The 18,756-nt window shown below is 68.8% G+C and carries 14 protein-coding genes and 1 tRNA gene; 8 read left to right on the forward strand and 7 right to left on the reverse strand.

Going from position 1 to position 18,756, the window contains the following annotated elements; genetic code table 11:
* Positions 1-3 precede the first annotated feature (3 nt).
* The gene (locus ABDW59_RS18375) at positions 4-1,989 is read right to left on the reverse strand and encodes an OPT family oligopeptide transporter (RefSeq protein WP_343631708.1); all 1,986 of its coding nucleotides are present in this window, start codon (positions 1,987-1,989) and stop codon (positions 4-6) included.
* Between the two features lie 387 nt (positions 1,990-2,376).
* Between ABDW59_RS18375 and ABDW59_RS18380 the strand changes: the two genes are divergently transcribed.
* Positions 2,377-2,619: a hypothetical protein gene (locus ABDW59_RS18380; RefSeq protein ID WP_343631710.1), complete on the forward strand. Its 243-nt coding sequence runs from the start codon at positions 2,377-2,379 to the stop codon at positions 2,617-2,619.
* A 360-nt stretch (positions 2,620-2,979) separates the two neighbouring features.
* Here ABDW59_RS18380 and ABDW59_RS18385 read toward each other — a convergent pair.
* Together ABDW59_RS18385 and ABDW59_RS18390 are read right to left on the reverse strand one after the other, a co-directional pair.
* A tRNA-Pro gene (locus ABDW59_RS18385) sits at positions 2,980-3,056 on the reverse strand.
* A gap of 105 nt (positions 3,057-3,161) precedes the next feature.
* Complete coding sequence (locus ABDW59_RS18390) at positions 3,162-3,419, reverse strand: hypothetical protein (RefSeq protein ID WP_343631712.1); 258 nt, start codon at positions 3,417-3,419, stop codon at positions 3,162-3,164.
* A gap of 358 nt (positions 3,420-3,777) precedes the next feature.
* On the opposite strand from ABDW59_RS18390, the gene ABDW59_RS18395 reads away from it, so the two are divergent.
* Together ABDW59_RS18395 and ABDW59_RS18400 are read left to right on the forward strand one after the other, a co-directional pair.
* On the forward strand, positions 3,778-4,599 hold the full coding sequence (locus ABDW59_RS18395) for a PEP-CTERM sorting domain-containing protein (RefSeq protein WP_343631714.1): 822 nt from the start codon (positions 3,778-3,780) through the stop codon (positions 4,597-4,599).
* Between the two features lie 9 nt (positions 4,600-4,608).
* Entirely contained in the window at positions 4,609-4,836 is a 228-nt protein-coding gene (locus tag ABDW59_RS18400) for a hypothetical protein (protein ID WP_343631716.1), read from the forward strand.
* A gap of 65 nt (positions 4,837-4,901) precedes the next feature.
* On the opposite strand, the gene ABDW59_RS18405 is transcribed toward ABDW59_RS18400, so the two are convergent.
* On the reverse strand, positions 4,902-5,594 hold the full coding sequence (locus ABDW59_RS18405) for a glutathione binding-like protein (protein WP_343631718.1): 693 nt from the start codon (positions 5,592-5,594) through the stop codon (positions 4,902-4,904).
* 85 nt (positions 5,595-5,679) lie between these two features.
* Here ABDW59_RS18405 and ABDW59_RS18410 point away from each other — a divergent pair, with 85 nt between their 5' ends.
* Positions 5,680-6,426: a hypothetical protein gene (locus ABDW59_RS18410; protein ID WP_343631720.1), complete on the forward strand. Its 747-nt coding sequence runs from the start codon at positions 5,680-5,682 to the stop codon at positions 6,424-6,426.
* Between the two features lie 63 nt (positions 6,427-6,489).
* Here ABDW59_RS18410 and ABDW59_RS18415 read toward each other — a convergent pair whose 3' ends face one another.
* Together ABDW59_RS18415 and ABDW59_RS18420 are read right to left on the reverse strand one after the other, a co-directional pair.
* On the reverse strand, positions 6,490-9,972 hold the full coding sequence (locus ABDW59_RS18415) for a UvrD-helicase domain-containing protein (protein WP_343631722.1): 3,483 nt from the start codon (positions 9,970-9,972) through the stop codon (positions 6,490-6,492).
* A complete protein-coding gene (locus ABDW59_RS18420; RefSeq protein ID WP_343631724.1) occupies positions 9,969-12,827 on the reverse strand; it encodes a PD-(D/E)XK nuclease family protein in 2,859 nt (952 codons plus the stop codon). Before ABDW59_RS18420 ends, ABDW59_RS18415 begins: the two co-directional genes overlap by 4 nt.
* A 252-nt stretch (positions 12,828-13,079) precedes the next feature.
* Between ABDW59_RS18420 and trxA the strand changes: the two genes are divergently transcribed.
* The 4 genes from trxA to ABDW59_RS18440 all read left to right on the forward strand — a co-directional run bounded on the left by trxA (position 13,080) and on the right by ABDW59_RS18440 (position 17,234).
* A complete protein-coding gene (gene trxA / locus ABDW59_RS18425) occupies positions 13,080-13,409 on the forward strand; it encodes a thioredoxin TrxA (RefSeq protein WP_067064289.1) in 330 nt (109 codons plus the stop codon).
* 240 nt (positions 13,410-13,649) lie between these two features.
* Positions 13,650-14,912, forward strand: coding sequence for a transcription termination factor Rho (gene rho / locus ABDW59_RS18430; RefSeq protein WP_343631728.1), 1,263 nt, complete (start codon positions 13,650-13,652; stop codon positions 14,910-14,912).
* 239 nt (positions 14,913-15,151) lie between these two features.
* Positions 15,152-15,418, forward strand: coding sequence for a type B 50S ribosomal protein L31 (locus ABDW59_RS18435; RefSeq protein ID WP_343631730.1), 267 nt, complete (start codon positions 15,152-15,154; stop codon positions 15,416-15,418).
* Positions 15,419-15,584: 166 nt separating this feature from the next.
* Complete coding sequence (locus tag ABDW59_RS18440) at positions 15,585-17,234, forward strand: hypothetical protein (protein ID WP_343631732.1); 1,650 nt, start codon at positions 15,585-15,587, stop codon at positions 17,232-17,234.
* A gap of 141 nt (positions 17,235-17,375) precedes the next feature.
* Here ABDW59_RS18440 and phoR read toward each other — a convergent pair whose 3' ends face one another.
* Entirely contained in the window at positions 17,376-18,755 is a 1,380-nt protein-coding gene (gene phoR / locus ABDW59_RS18445) for a phosphate regulon sensor histidine kinase PhoR (protein ID WP_343631734.1), read from the reverse strand.
* Between the last annotated feature and the right edge of the window lies 1 nt (position 18,756).

The raw sequence follows: 18,756 nt of genomic DNA on the forward strand, positions 1-18,756 counted from the left end.
TGCTCAGATCAGCACGTTCACGATCGCGTTGCCGATGCCCATCAGCGCCGCGCCCGAGATCAGGCCCGCGCACACGGGTTCGCAACCATCGACCCAGCGCTTCCAGCCGGTCGAGCCGGGCTGCTTGCCGTAGATCCGGCCCATGACCCAGAAGATCATCGCGCCGACCCACATCGCGAAGGTCGACTCCGGCGGCAGCACCACGCCCAGACCGATCGACACCGACGACAGCGGGAACTTGCCCTTGGTCGCCATGCGCAGCACTTCGATGACCACGGCGCAAGCGGCGGCCACGCCCATCGCGATCAGCGCCGAGGTCGGCAGACCGTGCAGACCCTTGGCGATGATCTCAGCCACGCCGCGCCATTGCACTGCGGCCGGCATCGCGAATTGCTCCGAGATGATGGTCGCCGTCGTGCGCACGCCGTCGGCGTTCTTCGGCAGGAACAGCAGGTAATACAGCGGGACGCAGGACAGCGCGCCGGCCAGGATGCCGATCACGTGGCCGACCGCCTGATGACGCGGCTTGCCGCCCAGCATGTAGCCGGGCTTGATGTCCGACAGCAGGTTCGCGGCGTTGGAGGCGATGTCCGAGGTCATGCCCGCGGGGATCAGGTTGGCCGCCGGGTTGCTGCGGTCGATCGCGCCCATGGTGAACTGCGTGATCTTGGACAGCGCGCCGGTGGGCGTCCACGAGGTCAGCGCCATCGAGTTCGTGCAGATCACCGTCAGCACGAAGATCAGCGGCAGGGCGATCAGCGCCATGCCCATGGGCACGCCGAAGAACAGATGCGCCACGTAGGCCGCCAGCAGCCCCATCACGGGAACGCCGACGTAGGAGATCCACAGCGGCACTTCGATGTGAGCCAGCAGGTCGTTGCCGGCAGGGGCGTTCTTCTTGCGGCCGAAGGCCTTGAACACCGCCAGGAACAGGTCCGGCTTGGCCAGCAGGCTGGTCAGCGATCCCGCGACCATCATCGTCACGCCCCACCACATCGACCACTGGTTGACAATCTCCACGCGCGAGATCGGGATCACCGCGCCGGTGGGCGAGATGCGTTGGACGATGTCGCCGGCCTGGATCATCAGCGGGGCCAGCACGACGAAGTTCATCACCGCGCCGATCAGGCAGCTGGTGGCGACGGCGATGCCCATCAGGCCGCCGACGCCCAGCATCGCGGCATCCAGCGTCAGGCGCAGGCCCAGCACGCGGAAGTCGGTGCCCAGGATCTTGGGGATCCACAGGTCGGCCTTGACGGCCAGGGTGTAGTAGTACTCGTCCAGTCGGTCGTGGAAGACCCAGGGCTCGGTCATGCCGGCCCACTTGTCCATGCGCAGGATCTTGAACTGGATCAGCTTCATCCAGCCATCGCTGACGATGGCTTGGTAGAACGCGGCCAGTCCGGCGACCTTGGCCAGCAGCGCGGCCTTGTACATGCCTTCTCCGCCCTCGCCGTTGTAGAGCGAATCCAGCACCACGCCGCAGGCGCGGCCTTCAGGGAAGGGCAGTTGGTCCTCGTTGATGAAGCGCCGCTTCATCGGGAAGGCGACCAGCACGCCCAGCGTGGCGGTGATGGTCATCCAGATCATCATCTGCCACCACGGGATGATGCGGTCGGTGACCAGCATGTACGCGCCCAGGCTGGAGATCAGCGGCATCACCACATAGCCCGCGGCGGTCGCGATGGACTGGGTGCAGTTGTTCTCGAGGATGGTGTAGTCCGCGGCCCATCCGAGCTGGGCCAGGATGCGGAACATCGCGAAGGCCAGGATCACCGAGGTCAGGCCGACGCCGACGCTGATGCCGGTCTTGGCGCCGATGTACAGCGAGGTCGCGGCGAGCACGCCGCCCAGCAAAAAGCCCGTCAGGCCCGAGCGCAGCGACAGCTGCGCCATGTCGCCCCGGAAGACGTTCTTGAACCACCACTCGTCCTTCTGCGCGCGCGACCAGGTGCGGACCTGTTCGTCGGTCAAATGCTGTAGCGCCATGCTTGTGCTCGATCCTTCGGGGCCTGCCCGCTGCGGCGCCCCGACTCCCGGCTCGTGACCTGGAAGGACGCTGTTCTGAAACAAAAAACAGCGCGCATTGTCCTCGGCTGACATCGTGCTGACGCAGGTGCGCGCTAAGGGTTTCCACCCGGTTTCAGGTGTGGATGTGCGATAGCGGAAGGGTCAGAGCACGGCGTCCGGTTCCGCGAACTGGCACACATGTTGCGAGTTGTATCGCGCATTGAGCCGTGCCAGCGATCGCTCCAGAGAGCGGCGGCGGCCTCGCGCCACAGCGGGGGCGCATCGGCACGGTCATCGGTGCGCCACATCGGCGCTGGGCGCGGTGCCTCCCGCACTGCTCTGGGGTCCGATGCACGGGAGAGAAGAATGAACCTCGGGTGGAAGGTCGGGGCCATCGGGCTGGCCGCGATCGCGGGTGCATGCGTGGCCATAGGCATCTGGCGTTGGTCGCTCAGCGTCGAGCAGGCCATCGGCGATTTCGTGTTGGCGCTCAGCATGCTTGGACTGTCCTTCGTCGTGCTGAGCATCGGCACCGCTTCGGGTGCCGATGATGCGAGCCTCAGCGACGCAGCGCAACGGGCGATCAGCCCTTGCAGCCCCGCTGATTAGCCTGCGTCACCAGGCATCGTCCTTGTCCCGCTGAATCCGCTCTTCTGGCGTGAGCGCCGCATCTCGGCGAGCCGCGCGTCGCGCGCTCCGCCACAAGATGCCGATCAGCGCGACGCACGCCGCCACGCCCAAGGCCCACTCGCCCCATCCCGAGATCGTTCCCATGCTTCTCCCTCGACGTCCAACGCTTGCTGCGCTTCTTGTCTCTTCGTCGTTCTTCTGCTTGTGAGAGAAGCGTAACGGAGCTGTGGTCGCATCGTGAACACCGATTTGCGGGACGGGAAACACCGGAGCCGAGAGGGCTGGACCGGAAACGAAAAAGCCGCAAGGAGCAAACACTCCTTGCGGCTTTCGAAATGATGGTCGGGGCGGCGGGATTCGAACTCGCGACCCTCTGCTCCCAAAGCAGATGCGCTACCAGGCTGCGCTACGCCCCGACGAAGCCGCAGATTGTAGCGCGATTTTCAGGCGCTTCGAATGAACGCCCCGGTGCTCGTTTGAGAGAGCGATTCAGCGCTCCGAGCCCACGGGGATCGACACCCTCACGGCCTGAAATCAATCGCCCGTTGCGCCGCCTCCAGCGCCGCATCCGCCGCGTAGTTCCACGAGTCGAAGCTCCGCTCCAGTTCATGCCAATAGCCGTCGAGCACCGCCTGCCCGTCCGGCTGCGCATGCGCGGCGATCACCAGGTATCGCGCTCGGAACGGTGCGGCCTCCCCCACCACCTCTCGGACGAACCAGCGTCCGTTGTGACTCTCGACGGCACCGACCTTGTCGGTGTGCTCGGTGTTGCTCTGCATGGAGAGGGCTCCTTCTGGTTGTGCATGGGATTGGCGGCTCAAGACCCGACCCTGGCGCCGGCTCGCCGCGTCCACGCTGGGCAAGTGTCGCTCCAACCGCCTCCAGGCGCCATGCCGCGCGCCGTTAAGCCCCTGCGCGAAGACGCTCCGCATTCGACATGCCTGACTTGAAACCGAGCGGGCGAGCCCGCGCGGCATTCGCCCCGACACTGTCGGCCCGCCTTACACCCGCCCCTTGACCTTCCCTCGCGCCAATGGCCAAGTCCTTGAGGTATCAAGGGCCGCCGCCCAATGGCGCGGATGTTGCTTCGAGGGACGCTTCACCCGTCATCACAACCACAAGAAGAAGTCCGTCACCATGTCCCGCATTCCCGCTTCCCTGCGCCTGGTCCGCTCCACCCTCGTCGCCGCGACGCTGTGCCTGGGCGCCGTCGCCGCCAACGCATCGGCCCTGATCCTCGGCGCACCCAACGCCAGCGGCCAGGCCGGCCTGGTCGACATCCAGAAGAAGATCTCCGCCACCGGCCTGATCAGCGGCAGCGTCGACATCTTCGACGTCGGCAATGCGACGCCCACGCTCGCTCAGCTGAGCGCCTATGACGCGGTACTGGTCTTCTCCGACCGCGCCTACTCGAGCGCGACTCTCCTGGGCAACGTGCTGGCCGACTTCGTGGACGCCGGCGGCGGCGTGGTCGAAGCGGGCCTGTCGCACTTCACCGTCGGCCTGCGCGGCCTCAGCGGCCGCTTCGTCACCGGCAACTACGACGTCTTCAACTCGACCCTCTATCAAGCAGCTTGCGGCACGCTCGGCACCGTCGCCCTGCCGGGCAGCCCGCTGATGGCCGGCATCGACGCGATCAACGCCGCCACCGGCCAGTGCAACAACCGACTGACGCTCAAGGCCGGCAGCACGCTGGTGGCGAGTTGGAGCACCGGCCAGCCGCTGGCCGCCTACCGCCTGGACCACAACGCCCCCGTGGTCGGTCTGAACTTCTACCCCGTGTCCGGCGATGCCTCGCCCGGCCAGTGGGACTCGTCGACCGACGGCGCCCTGCTGATGGCCAATGCCTTGGCCTTCGTCTCGCCGCGCGTCAACGCCGTGCCGGAGCCGGGCTCCCTGGCGCTGCTGGCGATCGCCGGTCTGGCCGCCTTCGCGGTTCGCCGCCGCCGGGAGGCCTGATAATTCGGCATGTCCGCCGCGCCTCATCTGAACTCCCCCGTCCCTCCCGCCGATCTGGTCATCACGCCGGAAGAGCGGGCCGCGCTCTACTTCATCCCGCAATCGCCCGGCGGCATGCCCGTCAGCGAGGAGATGCAGCAGCGCCTGCAGGACAAGGGCTTGGCCACGCCGATCCGCGAGGACGGCAAACGCTGGCTCACCGAGCTCGGCGACCGCGCGCGTCTAGGCAAGATCTGACCCCCGCGGCTGCCGCGAGGATCAGCGCAGACGACGCGACGCCCGCGCCGAGCCGCTGCCGGCATTCAGCGGCGCTTGTACTGCGCCGCCCCGAACAGCTGCTCGCGGGCCTTGTCGTCGACCAGCGGCCGACGCTTTTCCTCCAGCACCGCGACGCCGCGCTGCACCGCCGGGCGCGCCGCGATCTCGTCGAACCAGCCGCGCAGATGCGGATATTCGGCCAGGTCCACGCCCTGATTCTTCCAGCCGCGCAGCCACGGGAAGATCGCCATGTCCGCGATGCCGTAGTCCGGGCCGGCGATGTACTTGCTGTGTGCCAGGCGCTTGTCGACGACGCCGTAAAGACGCTTGGCCTCGTTGGTGTAGCGGTCGATGGCGTACTCGATCTTCTCGGGCGCGTAGAGCCGGAAGTGGTGCGTCTGCCCGAGCATCGGCCCGATGCCGCCCATCTGGAACATCAGCCACTGCAGCGCCTCGTAGCGGCCGCGGGTGTCGGCCGGCAGGAAGCGGCCGGTCTTGCCGGCGAGGTAGAGCAGGATCGCGCCGGACTCGAACAGCGCCATGGGACGGCCGTCCGGTCCCACCGGATCGACGATGGCGGGGATCTTGTTGTTGGGGCTGAAGGACAGGAACTTGGCGTCGAACTGCTCGCCCGCGCCGATGTCCACGGGAATGACCCGGTAAGGCAGGCCGCATTCCTCCAGCATGATGTGGACCTTGTGGCCATTGGGCGTGGGCCATGAATACACTTCGATCATTCTGCGTTCTCCGTTGGGGCGCGAGGCCCCGGTCGTCGGCCATCCGATGCCCGCGCACCGCGGCGCCCGCGCATCGTCCCACCTCATGGTAATCAAACAAGTCAAACAGTGGCTCACGGCCCGCGCCAATGCCGCGCGCTGGCGCCCCCTGCGCGAATGGGCCGACGACCGCGGCGGCCAGTTGCGCCACGCCCGCGACGGTCGCGGTCTGGTGATCGACCTGCCCCGCACCCTGCCCGGCCTGACCCGCATCGAGTGGGGCCCCTCGCAGCGCAGCTACATCGAGGGCCACGAACTGCGCATGCGCTGTGAGCTCAAGCTCAATGCCGACATGCAGATGATGATCATCGAGCGCAAGCTGATGGAGCATCTGGAACGCAGCGTCTTCGAGGCTTACACGGACACGCTGCGCACGCGGGTGGACACGGACACGCCGGAGGAGATGCGCTGGCTGGTGATGTTCCCCAAGCAGTCGCAGATCGAATCCAAGCTGGTGCGGCAGCGCTTCGGCGCGCTGGGCATCAACCGCGAGCTGCTGATGGCCTGGCTGGACAAGGATTTGTCAGACCGGTTGGCGCAGGCCACGCAGGATGTGCTGATCGAGGGACGGCCGTTCGTGCTGCTGAGCCTGCGCGGGAATGTCTATCTGCGGACGGCGATGCCGGAGCCGTCGCTGGGCGAGATCCAGGCGCTGGTGCGGGTGCTGGAGGCGGCGGCGATCGCGGCCCAGGCCGTGCATCAGCGGATCGGGGACGGGGGACCGTGGCCAACGACGACGTCGGTGGCATGGCACAGCCGGCCATCGGAGGGGGATTACAACGCGGCGGGGTGAAGGGAGGCTGCCTGCCCCCCTCGCCCGCTTGCGGGAGAGGGCTGGGGAGAGGGTCTTCCGCGCTCACGCAAACAGATCCGCCGCCCCCGCGACCTGCTCGGTGCAATCCACCAGCCTCCCCTGCCCCGTGATGAAGGCGCAGCGGACCGGTTCACCGGGCTGCAAGGCCATCACCGCCTCGCGATAGCGCCACAGCTGGGCGATGTACTCCGGGTTGTTCTGCGGCGCCGGGTGCAGCTTGTAGTCGAGCACCCACCACGTCGGCACACCCGCCGCATCCAGACGGCAGACCAGCCGGTCCAGCCGCATGTCGTGATGACGCCAGCTCAGCGGCACCTCATTGCCCTGCCACTCAAGCGCCTCCCCATCGAAGAACGGCGCGCAATCCCGGCTCCCGAGGATGGCGGCGACACTGCGGCGCAGCCTATCGTCGCGACGCTTGTCCAGCCCGTACATCTGCGCGGCGGCGTCCATCAGACGCTCCAGCGAATGCGCGCGCCCTTGCGGCCCGCTGCGCCACTCGAGCACCCGATGCAGCGCCTCGCCGAGCGCGGCGCTTTCGTCGACCTCGTCGGGACTCTGCCCGACCGCGACCTCCGCATCGTCCACCGTCTCATCGGGCGCCGGCAGCGGCTCCACGCGCGGCAGCAGCTTCAACCCTGAGAGGCCGACCTCCGCCGACGTCGCCGACACCTCGACCTCCGGCACGGCGAGCGCCGTCGCCAGCGGCTGCATCCGCGCCCACCACGTGGCGCTCGCGCTGGCGCGCCGAGCCGGCGTGCGGCTCAGCATCAATCGACTCCGTGCCCGCGTCATCGCGACGTAGAGCGCATTGAGCTCCTCGCGCTGGCGCTGATCCTTCTCGTCGTCCAGCAGCGCTTGCAACGCGGGCGGCGGCTTGGCCTCGGACACGATGAAAGCGACCGTGCGAGGCACGGGCTCGTGAACGGGCCACGAGATCGCCAGCGCCATGCTCTCGGCGCGAGCGGGGCCCGCCTCGGCGTCCATCAGGATGACGACCTTGGCCTCCAGTCCCTTGGCGCCATGCACCGTCAGCAACTGCACCGCGTCCGGCTCGGCCGGCGCGCCCAGCTTGAGCGCCCGGCTCTTGAGCGCGCGCACGAAACCATAGAGCCCCGCGTAGCGTCCGCCGTCCAGCTCCAGCGCCAACGACAGCAGCGCCTCCACCGCATGCAGACGCGCGCGGCGCTCGCTGCCCGGGACAGCCGCGGCCAGACGCGCCATCAGATCGCCCTCATGGACGATCGCGTCGAGCAGGTCGTGCGGGCTGCGCAGCACCGCCATCGACGCCCAGCGCGACAGCAGCGACTGCGCGCGGCGCAGCGTGTCGCTGAGCGTCTCCGGCTCCGCTTGCAGCAGGACTTCCCACCAGCTCCGGGAGGTCGGGGCCGGGGTCGGCGCCTGGCTCAGCGCGACGGCTTCGTCCACCCCAACGGCTTCGTCCATCACAGCCGATTCGCTCGCCGGCTCGGCCGCTCGCGCAGGCGCTTCCACCGGCCATTCGACGCCCAGCCAGCGCGCCGAGCGCGCCTCGGCGGCCAGCCACAGCAGATCGGCCTCGCTCGCGCCGAACAGCGGACTGCGCAGCGCATGCGCCAGCGACAGCTGATGCCCGCTCGACGCCAACGCATCCAGCAAGGCGAGCAGGTCCCGCACATCGGGCGCGTCCAGCAGCGCCATGTCCTCGGGCGCCGCATGCGCGATGCCGCGCGCCTTCAGCACCTGCGCCAGCACCCGCAGCCCCTCGCGCTTGCGGGCGAGCACGAAGATCTCGCCCGGCGTCGCCTCGCCACGCGTCAGCAGATCGGCGACGCACGCGGCGATGCGCGCCGCCTCGGCCTCGCGACGATGCAGCTCGGGCTCGCGGCGCGGCTCGGTGAGACTGGGGCGCCAAACCCGGGGATCGCGCGACGAGCCCTCGGCCTCATCGCCCTCCTCTTCATCGCCGTCGATGAAGAACACCCCATCCAGCGGCTGCGGCTCCGACGCCTCGGTCGTGTGCGCGCGGAAGCCCGAGTACTGCTGCGCCAGGCTCGCCGATTCGAACACCGCATTGACGGCATCCAGCACCGGCGGTGCATTGCGCCGCGTGTGATCGCAGGCCAGCAGCACGCCGGCCAGCCCCTCGCGCACGAAATCGCGCGCCGCGGCGAAGACACGCGGCTCCGCGCGGCGGAAGCGATAGATGCTCTGCTTGGGGTCGCCGACGATGAACACCGACGGCGGCCGCTGCCCGCTGACGCCGCCCCCCGCGCCGACATAGCCCGACAGCCACGCATACAGGGCATGCCATTGCAGCGGACTGGTGTCCTGGAACTCGTCGATCAGCAGATGCCGGACCTGGCTGTCCAGCCGCTCCTGCACCCAGCCCGACAGCGCCGGATCGCCCAGCAGCGCCAGCGCGCCGCGCTCCAGGTCGTTCATGTCGACGAAGCCGCGCTCGCGCTTGAGGCCCTCGAACTCGTCCAGCAGCACCAGCGCCAGCCCGCACATCTGCTGATGCCAGGCCCGCGCGCACTCCTGATCCAGCGCCTGCTGCAAGCGCGTGAGCTGATCGCCCAGCTGCAGCAGCAAGGGCGAATCGCCGAGCGCCTTCACCAGCGTGCCCTTCTGGGTGAAGAGCTCGGCGCGCACGGCGGCCAGTGCCTCGGCATCGGCGCCCGCGCCGGCGGGAAAGTTCGTCAGCGCGGTTTCGACCGCCACGGCGGCGGTCTTCTGCGTCTTGTTCTTGCCCTGCCCCAGCTCGATGGCGAGCGACTGCAGGTCCGATCGCATCGGCCCGAAGGCGTCCAGCGGTGTGGCGAAGGCGGCGAACTCGGGCACCACCTCGGCCGCCGTCGGCATGCTGTCCAGGAGGCGGCCATGCTGATGCGCCAGCCGCAGTTCGACGCGCTTGGAAAATGCCGACTCCAGCCAGCCGATCAGCTTGTTGCGGCCGTGGATCAGGCTCAGCGAGCGGTAATCGGCCAGCAGCGTCTCGTCGGCCAGCACGGCGGTGTGGAAGCGCTGCCAGAGCTCGGGCATCAGGTCGCTCTCGTCGTCCAGCAGCTGCAGCTCGGGGGACAGGCCTTGCACGCGCAGCAGCTCCAGCGGCGCGGCGCGCAGCAGCTGCGAGAACCAGGCATGGAAGGTGCGGATCTCGACAGGACGCGCTGATTGCAGCAGCCGCTGTTGCAGCGTCGCCAGCTGGGGCGCGAGCGCCTCGGCTTGCGCCTGCGGCAGGCCGCGCTGGCGCAGCGCGGTGATGCGGCCGTCGTGGTCGCAATGGGCGAACTCGTGCAGCCACTCGCTCAGGCGGGCGCGCATCTCGCCGGCAGCCTTGCGGGTGAAGGTGATGGCGACGATGTCCTGCGGCTGCGCGCCGTCCAGCAGCGCGCGCAGGATGCGCGACACCAGCATCCAGGTCTTGCCCGCGCCGGCGCAGGCCTCGACCACGACGCTGCGCGCGGGGTCGCAGGCGAGTTCGTAGAAGCGCTCGCGCGCGACCGGCGCGTCGTTGAGCGTGTAGGCGGCTTGAGCGCTCACGGCGCGGCTCCTTCCCAATCGTCGCGGCGGCATAGGCCGCGCATCTCGCAGTAGTCGCAGGCGGCGCCCTCGCCCAGGGCGGGCAAGGGGTCGCCGGCGTGGATGGACATCAGGTCGGCGCGAAGGCCGTCGAGCATCACGGCGGCGGTGGTCGAGACGTCCTCGTGCTCGATCGAGGCGATGCCTTTGCTGTCGTCGAGGGCGAGGTATTGGGCGCGAAGACCCTCTCCCCCACCCTCTCCCGCCTTGCGGGAGAGGGGGTTGACCGAGGCTTGCGAGGGGGCTGAGCCTTGGGAGAGATTCGAACCTTGGGAGAGATTCAATCGGTGCGAGGAGTCTGCGGCGTGGCCGGCGCCCATCAGGATGGCGTAGACGCCGAGCTGCGTGTCCTCCAGCGGATCGGCGACCTTGTCCTTCAGGCCCTTCACGCTGCCGGTCTTGTAGTCGATCAGCACGCGCGCGTCGGGCGCCGCGTCGATGCGGTCCAGCCGGCCCAGCAGCACCAGGTCCTCCAGCGCCGGCTCGATGCCGGCCCAGGGCCGCACGCGCCGCTCGACCTCGCCTTGGGCGAAGCGCTCGCCCTCGGCCTCGCGTTCGGCCAGCCAGCCCAGATAGGCCGGCGCGAAGCGCGCGAAGCTGGCCGAGTACGGCAGGAACTCCGCCGCCGACAGGCCTAGCTCGCGCATCTGGTCCTGCGCCGCGCGCTCGATCCGCGCCGCGTCGTCGAGCAGCGGATCGACGCCCCGCGCCCGCTCGTCATGGAACTGGTGCAGCACCGCATGCAGCCAGGTGCCGTAATCGCGCTTGTCGGCCTGGACCTCGAGCTCGTTGGACTCGCGCAGACCCAGCAGCACGCGGGCGAAGAACTGGTAGGGACACTGGCGCAGCGATTCAACGGCGCTCGCGCTCATCGCAGACGGCAAGCGGCCTTGCGCGCGCGCACTCGCCCGGGCCGTGTGCGCGGGCGCCACCGGCGCGGCGATGCGCGGATCAGTCCAGTGCGGCAGCGGGCCGTGACCGCCCGCCTGCAGTGCCAGATCCAGCCGGTCCAGCAACGGGCTGGCAGCCAGCGGCTCGCTGCCGACGTGGCCGCGACGCAGCAGCGTCAGCGCCGGTGCGCGCATCAGCTGCGCGAATTGCCAGGCCAGTGCCTGGCGCTTGTCCTCAACGGTCGGCAGACCCAGCTCACGGGCGAGCCGGTCCCCCACCAGCACCGGTCCGGGCGGCACCGGGCCGAGCGTCGCCGCGTCCGCGCCCGGCAGCACCACCGCGCCGAAGGGCCGCAGCATGGTGCGCGCCAGCGGCGTGATCATCACTTGCAGTCCGCCCTCCAGCGGCGGCTGGTATTGGCCGGCCTCCAGCGTGTCGGACACCCAGCCCACGAACTCCGACGCGCTGAGCTGCGCCTCCTTGAGCACCGCCTCGTGCGCCGAGCCCGGCCAGGGCGACTTGCTCAGCCACAGCGTGTCCAGCACCTGCGGACCGCCGGCGGGCTGTCGCTTGAGCTGCTCGTCGGCGCCGAGTTTTTCCAGCACGTCCTTGAGCGCCTGGAGCCATTGCTCCAGCGCTTGCGCGCCGCGGTGCTGCAAGGGGGCGAGCGCCTCTTGCGCGCGCGCCCAGATCCGGGCGCTCCCCGCCGGCAGCCAGTCGGTACGCACCGCCAGCGGCGAGGACCAGCCGCGTTGCCGGCATTTGGCCTCCAACGCCGACAGCGCGCCCGCGCCGCCCACGTCTCTGAGCGACGCGGCCAGCGGCGTCTTCAGCCAGGCCAGCCAGTCGTCGACGCCGGCTCCGTGCCGAGCCGCGCGCAGCATCGCCATCAGCTGCGCCGCCGGCGCGGTGGTGGCCAGCGTCCAGCCGGTCTCGTCCTTGATGCCCAGCCCCTGACGCTCCAGCAGCGCGCGCACGCGGCGCAGCAGCACCCGATCCTGCGCGATCAGCGCCACCGGCGCGCGGCCGGCCTGCAAGTGATCCAGCACCGAGGCCGCGCTGCACTGGGCGAGGTCCTCGAAGTCCTCGCAGACGGCTTGCTCGATGCGCCCCTGCGGCGCGCCGCCGGCGAAGAGCTCATCCAGCGGCAGGTCCGCGCTCAGACGCAGGCACGGAATGCCGGCCGCCTCGGCGCTGTCCAGCAGCGCGTCCGCCAGCAGGTCCGGCCCGCCGCATTGCAAATGCAGCCAAGCGCTCGGGCGCAGCGCGAAGAGCCCGTCGGTGGCCGGGGCGCGCGGGTCCGAGGCGGCCCACTCCAGCGCCACGGCCAGCAGCGCGCGCTCCAGATGCCCGACGCCGCTCTGCGCGGCCAGCAGCTGTCGCCCCCGCTCCCAGAACTCGGCACGGCGATCGGGCGCGCGAAGTCGGGCGGCGGCGGCCAGCGCATTCGCGGCCTCGACCAGACGCTCGACCGCGGCATCGTGGGCGCGCGGATCCTCGTCCCGCAGCCCCTCGGCCCAGGTCTGCCCCCGCAGCAGTGTGCGAGCCGTGAGCGCGTCGATCGCGGCGTCTCCGGTCAATTGCAGGGGCTGCGACAGCGCCGCCGGCCCCAGCGCCGAGGCCAGGCTGCGCGTCGTCTCGATGCGCGGCTGCCAACGCGAGAGCTTCATCCACGCCAGCCGCGCCGGCTGCAGATGCTGGGCAAAGGGAAGCAGCAGCACCGCGTCGCGGGCCGACAGGCCCTGGGCCTCCAGCCAGTCCGAGGCCCGGCGGGTGACGCCTTCCCAGATCGCGGCGCTGGTGTGGGCCGGAGTGAGCGGGAAGTCGACCGGGGTCGGCGCTTGCCCCGGCGTGAAGGCCGCGGCAGACGATGAAGCGAGCGGCGAGGCAAGCGATGAGGCGGGCGGAGCGAAGGACGGCGGCATCGACAGAGTGGACAGGCTGAAGATTCGGTTGATGGCGACGATAGCGAACGGCCATGTCCGGCCGCCTTGAGATCCGCTTCGCGCACCGTCATGTAGCCGGTGCGCCTACTCGGGCCGAGGTTTCCGGGCTTGTGTGAGAATCATCGCTCCCTGCAGCCCTGGGCCCTCGTGGCGACGCATTGTCTCCCGGCCGGCCGCCTGACCGACCGAGGCATCCTGCCCCGGCAGGGACATCACGCAAGGACCATCTCCATGAGCAGCGAACAGATCAAACACATCTCCGACGCCTCGTTCGACAGCGACGTCATCCAGTCCGACAAGCCCGTGCTGGTGGACTACTGGGCCGAATGGTGCGGCCCCTGCAAGATGATCGCCCCCATCCTGGACGAAGTGGCCAAGGACTACGGCGACCGCCTGCAGATCACCAAGCTCAACGTCGACGAGAACCGCGACATCCCCGCCAAGTTCGGCATCCGCGGCATCCCGACGCTCATGCTGTTCAAGGGCGGCCAGTTGGCGGCGACCAAGGTCGGCGCGCTCTCCAAGGCCCAGTTGACGTCCTTCCTCGACGCCAATCTATAATCATCCGATCCGCCGGGGCCCTAGCGACCTCGGCGGTCAACTGCCAACACGCCCTCCCGGGCTCTTCTCGGCGTCTCTTGGACGCCGTTGATCGTTCCGGGTGAGCGCGTGGACTCGGCGCCCAAGACTCCACGCATCTCTCAAGTCCGCACCAACGCGGCACGCGCGTCCCTTGGGCTCGCCGTTGTTTGTGTCCCTGGCCTTGGCAGGCCCTGGACGACAGACCGGGTCAACCCCCCCATGCATCTTTCTGAACTGAAGGCGCTTCACGTCTCCGCCCTGATCAAGATGGGCGAAGAGCTGGAGATCGACAACGTCGCCCGCATGCGCAAGCAGGAGCTGATGTTCGCGATCATGAAAAAGCGCGCCAAGGCCGGCGAACAGGTGTTCGGCGACGGCGTGCTGGAAGTCCTGCCCGACGGGTTCGGCTTCCTGCGCTCCCCCGAGACCAGCTACATGGCGTCCACGGACGACATCTATCTGTCTCCGAGCCAGATCCGCCGCTTCAACCTCCACACCGGCGACATGATCGAAGGCGAAGTGCGCGTCCCCAAGGACGGTGAACGCTACTTCGCCCTGGTCAAGGTCGACCGCGTGAACGACCTGACCCCGGAGGAGTCCAAGCACAAGATCATGTTCGAGAACTTGACCCCGCTCTTCCCGAAGGAGCAGTTCAAGCTTGAGCGCGAGATCCGCAGCGAGGACAACATCACCAGCCGGATCATCGACCTGATCGCTCCGCTGGGCAAAGGCCAGCGCGCGCTGCTCGTCGCCCCACCGAAGTCGGGCAAGACGATGATGATGCAGCATCTGGCGCACTCGATCGCGGCCAACTATCCCGACGCCCACCTGATGGTGCTGCTGGTGGACGAGCGCCCCGAGGAAGTGACCGAGATGCAGCGCACCGTGCGCGGCGAGGTCATCAGCTCGACCTTCGATGAACCGGCCGCCCGCCACGTGCAGGTCGCCGAGATGGTCATCGAGCGCGCCAAGCGCCTGGTCGAGCTGCGCAAGGACGTGATCATCCTGCTGGACTCGATCACCCGCCTGGCGCGCGCCTACAACAACGTGCTCCCGAGCTCGGGCAAGGTCCTGACCGGCGGCGTGGACGCCAACGCGCTGCAGCGCCCCAAGCGCTTCTTCGGCGCGGCGCGCAACATCGAGGAAGGCGGCTCGCTGACCATCATCGGCACCGCGCTGGTGGACACCGGCTCCAAGATGGACGAGGTGATCTACGAAGAGTTCAAGGGCACCGGCAACTGCGAAATCCACCTGGATCGCCGCATGGCCGAGAAGCGCGTCTACCCGTCGATCCTGTTGAACAAGTCGGGCACCCGCCGCGAAGAGCTGCTGCTCAAGCCGGAGATCCTGCAAAAGGCCTGGATCCTGCGCAAGCTGCTGTATCCGATGGACGAGATCGAGGCGATGGAGTTCATCCTCGACAAGATGAAGTCCTCGAAGAACAACCATGACTTCTTCGACATGATGCGGCGCGGGGGCTGAGATCGGACCGAGGACAGGCCCTGCGGCCTGTCCGACGCCGATCGAAGGACAGTGCGCGTCGTGCGCGCACTGGCTGGGAAGGTCGGCGCAGTAGGACCGCCTTCATCGCATGCTGGACTTCAAGGAAGCCGCCCTCTGGGCGGCTTCTGCGTTTTCAGCTATACTCCGCGTTTTTCCGCTGTCGACAAGTGCACTGCAAGGGGCAGTGTGGCTGGCGGCACCGCAGCGAGGTATTCGACATGGCCAAAGAAGGCATTCACCCCAACTATCGCGACGTGGTCTTCGTGGACCAGTCCAACGGTTCGCAGTTCATCATCCGCTCGACGGTGACGACCAAGGACTCGATCAAGCTGGACGACGGCCGCGAGCTGCCGCTGGTCAAGCTGGAAACCTCCAGCGAATCGCACCCGTTCTACACCGGCACGCAAAAGAGCGTGGACAGCCTGGGCGGTCGCGTCGAGAAGTTCCGCAACAAGTTTGCCGGCATCGTCCCCAAGAAGGCCTGATCAGGCTTCTCTGCCGGGTCTTCGGGCCCGTCAGACGACGAACAGAAGGCAGCCGATCCGGCTGCCTTTTTTCATGTCCGCTCGGCTTCGGGCTTTCTTCACTTGAGCCCTGCCAAGCTGCGGCATGATGCGCCCCAGAATCGAACAACGAGAACGAGACGAGCGCATGAATTTGCCCACCCCGGCCGTCGTGGCCGAGCGCAGCACGCACCCGATTCCGCGCTGGGCCCTGCTGCTGCTGTGCGCCGCCTACGTGCTGCCCGGCCTGTTCGGCCGCGACCCTTGGCGCAATGCGGACCTGACCGCCTTCGGCTTCATCGCCAGCATCGCGCAGGGCCACGCGTCCTGGCTGCAACCCGCCATCGCTGGCATCCCCGCCGAGGGCGGCCTGCTCCCGTACTGGATCGGCGCACTCGGCATCAAACTGCTCCCTTTCCTGGAGCCCTCGCTGGCCGCGCGCATTCCCTTCGGCCTGATGCTGGCCGCGGTCCTGGCACTGGCCTGGTATAGCTGCTTGCACCTGGCCCGCACCGAGGCCGCCCAGCCCGTGGCCTTCGCCTTCGGTGGCGAGGCCCATGCGGTCGACTACGCCCGCGCGATGGCCGATGGCTGCCTGCTCGCGCTGATCGCCAGCGTCGGCCTGCTGCGCCTGGGCCACGAGACGACACCCGAGATCCTCCAGTTGCTGGGCATCACGTTGTTCGTCTACAGCTTGGCGGCACTGCCCTTCCGCACCTGGAAGGCGCGCGCCGCGATGCTGACCGCGCTGCCCGTCCTGGCCACCAGCGGCGCACCCGCCGTGGCCTTGGCGCTGGCCCTCGGAGCACTCTGGCTCTGCCACCGCTCGACCTATGAGGACGCCCGCAAGTTCCTGCCCTGGATCCTGGCGGCGATGGCGCTGGCGGCATTGGTCGCCTGGCCCATGCATGGCTGGGCCTGGCGCTTGCGTGGCAGCGGCCGCAGCGTGCTCGATTGGCTGCGCCTGATCGGCTGGTTCTGCTGGCCGGCTTGGCCGCTGGCGGCCTGGTCGCTGTGGCGCTGGCGCTCGCACCTGATGCGGCGCCACATCTCGGTGCCGCTGCTGGCCGCGCTGGTGCCCCTGCTGTGCAGCCTGTTGATGGGCGCCGATGACCGCGCCCTGCTGCTGGCCCTGCCGCCGCTGGCCGTGCTGGCGAGCTTCGCCCTGCCGACCTTCCAACGCAGCGCGAGCGCCCTGCTCGACTGGTTCTCGGTCTTCTTCTTCAGCGCCGGGGCGATCTTCCTGTGGCTCTACTACAGCGCGCTGCAGCTGGGCTGGCCGGCCAAGTTCCTGTCCAATGTCCGCCGCCTGGCGCAAGGCTATGAACCGCAGTTCGGGCTGTTGAGCTTCGTGCTGGCGGTATTGGGCTCGCTGGCCTGGATCTGGCTGGTGCGCTGGCGCACCGCGCGCCATCGCCACGCGATCTGGAAGAGCCTGGCCCTGCCCGCCGGCGGCGTGGCGCTGGCCTGGCTGCTGGCGATGACGTTGGGCCTGCATCCGTTGGACTACGCGCGCAGCAACAAGCCGCTGGTGGACCGCATCGCGGCCCACCTGCCGGCCGAGGTCGACTGCATCGCCGCGCCCGCCCTGCCCTTGCCGACACTGGCGGCGCTTGAGTTCCAAGGTCACTGGACCGTGGACGCCACGCGCGAGTTCAACGCCACCCAGTGCTCCTTCGGCATGCTGGCGCAGGGCGAGGCCACGCCCGCAGCGCCATCAGGCTGGCATGTGCTCGGCGTCGTGCGGCGCCCGACGGATCGCTTCGGCACCTACTTGGTCTTGGCGCGCGACCGCTGATCGGCGGGAGGCGCAAGCCCCTCCAAGCTGCGCGCCAAGCAAAACGGCCGCCCATCGAGCGGCCGTTCTTCATCGGATCTTTGGAACGCTGAATGCGGATGGCGGATGGCGGATGGCGGATGGCGGATGGCGGATGGCGGATCAGAGATCCTCGCCGCCCGCCAGCGCTGCGGGTGCGGACTCATCGCCCATCGCCGTCGAGTCAGCCAGCCGGATGCGCGCCGCCGGGAAGATCAGCTTGAACTTGGAGCCCTTGCCCGGTTCGCTCTCGATGCGCAGCTCGCCGCCATGGCGCTGCACGACGTGCTTGACGATGGACAGCCCCAGCCCCGTGCCGCCGGTGTCGCGGGAGCGGCTCCCATCGACGCGATAGAAGCGCTCGGTCAAACGCGGCAGATGCTCGCGCGCGATGCCCGGGCCGTTGTCGATCACCGCGATCTCTCCCCCATGGTCCGGCAACCAGCGCCACTGGAGCTCGATGCGCCCGCCCTCCGGCGTGTAGCGCACCGCGTTGCTCATCAGGTTAGCGATGGAACTCAGCACCTCGGTCTCGACGCCCGCCAGCTCGACGCCGGTCTGGCGCTCGCAGACGAGTTCATGCCGACCGCCCGACAGCGCCTGCGCATCGGCCGCGATGCGGGTCAGCAGCGGATCCAGCGAGATCCAATGATCAGCCGGCGGACGCGGGCTGCCCTCAAGCTGCGCCAGCGTCAGCAGGTCGCCGACCAGCGTCTGCATGCGCGTCGTCTGCTGCTGCATCAGATGCAGCACGCGCTTGCGCTCGGCCTCGGTCAGCTGCAGGCTGGCCATGGTCTCGATGAAGCCGGCCAGCACGGTCAGCGGCGTACGGACCTCGTGCGAGACGTTGGCGACGAAGTCGCGCCGCATCGCCTCGTTGCGCTCGCGGTCGGTGACGTCCAGCGAGAGCACCAGCCGGCGACACTCGCCGGCCACGCCGTAATCCCGCACCAGCACTTGCACGGTGGACTTGCCGCGCAGGTTGCTCAGCGTCAGCGGCTGCTGGAAGTTGCCGTTCTGGAGATACGAAACGAATGCCGGATAACGGACCAGGTTGGTGATCCGTTGCAGCTTGTCCCGTTGCGGATCGAGCGAGAAATGATCGCCCGCGACCACGTTGCACCACTGGATGTGGTCCTGCCCGTCGAGCAGGATCACGCCGTTGGGCGAGGCCTCGATCGCGAGCAGGAACTGCTCCAACTGCTGGCGCTCGCGCTCATAACGGCGCTCGCGGTCGCGCAGGCCGCGCTCGACGCGGTAGGCGATCTCGCCCCAGAGGCCGCCGAGCCGGGGCGCGTCGTCCTCCTGGTCGCCGCGCAGCCAGCCGATCAAGCGGTGCGCGCGCGCCGCATCCCACAGCGCCATCATCACGACGGCCAGACCAGCGGCCAGCGCGGCCGCCAGATGCGGCATCCGGATCCAGTCACCCAGCCACCACCCCAAGCCACCCGCGACGCCGGTGCACAGCACCAGCATCAGCACCCGCGACAACATCCAGGCCATG

Source organism: Roseateles sp., from assembly GCF_039595295.1.
Lineage (GTDB): Bacteria > Pseudomonadota > Gammaproteobacteria > Burkholderiales > Burkholderiaceae_C > Roseateles.

What these genes read in the sequence shown, in the direction of transcription:
- ABDW59_RS18390 (WP_343631712.1), bottom strand. Translation starts at nt 3,419, where the DNA reads ATGCAGAGCAACACCGAGCACACCGACAAGGTCGGTGCCGTCGAGAGT.
- ABDW59_RS18440 (WP_343631732.1), top strand. Translation starts at nt 15,585, where the DNA reads ATGAATTTGCCCACCCCGGCCGTCGTGGCCGAGCGCAGCACGCACCCG.
- phoR (WP_343631734.1), bottom strand. Translation starts at nt 18,755, where the DNA reads ATGGCCTGGATGTTGTCGCGGGTGCTGATGCTGGTGCTGTGCACCGGC.
- ABDW59_RS18395 (WP_343631714.1), top strand. Translation starts at nt 3,778, where the DNA reads ATGTCCCGCATTCCCGCTTCCCTGCGCCTGGTCCGCTCCACCCTCGTC.
- ABDW59_RS18405 (WP_343631718.1), bottom strand. Translation starts at nt 5,594, where the DNA reads ATGATCGAAGTGTATTCATGGCCCACGCCCAATGGCCACAAGGTCCAC.
- ABDW59_RS18420 (WP_343631724.1), bottom strand. Translation starts at nt 12,827, where the DNA reads ATGCCGCCGTCCTTCGCTCCGCCCGCCTCATCGCTTGCCTCGCCGCTC.
- ABDW59_RS18400 (WP_343631716.1), top strand. Translation starts at nt 4,609, where the DNA reads ATGTCCGCCGCGCCTCATCTGAACTCCCCCGTCCCTCCCGCCGATCTG.
- ABDW59_RS18410 (WP_343631720.1), top strand. Translation starts at nt 5,680, where the DNA reads ATGGTAATCAAACAAGTCAAACAGTGGCTCACGGCCCGCGCCAATGCC.
- rho (WP_343631728.1), top strand. Translation starts at nt 13,650, where the DNA reads ATGCATCTTTCTGAACTGAAGGCGCTTCACGTCTCCGCCCTGATCAAG.
- trxA (WP_067064289.1), top strand. Translation starts at nt 13,080, where the DNA reads ATGAGCAGCGAACAGATCAAACACATCTCCGACGCCTCGTTCGACAGC.
- ABDW59_RS18375 (WP_343631708.1), bottom strand. Translation starts at nt 1,989, where the DNA reads ATGGCGCTACAGCATTTGACCGACGAACAGGTCCGCACCTGGTCGCGC.
- ABDW59_RS18380 (WP_343631710.1), top strand. Translation starts at nt 2,377, where the DNA reads ATGAACCTCGGGTGGAAGGTCGGGGCCATCGGGCTGGCCGCGATCGCG.
- ABDW59_RS18435 (WP_343631730.1), top strand. Translation starts at nt 15,152, where the DNA reads ATGGCCAAAGAAGGCATTCACCCCAACTATCGCGACGTGGTCTTCGTG.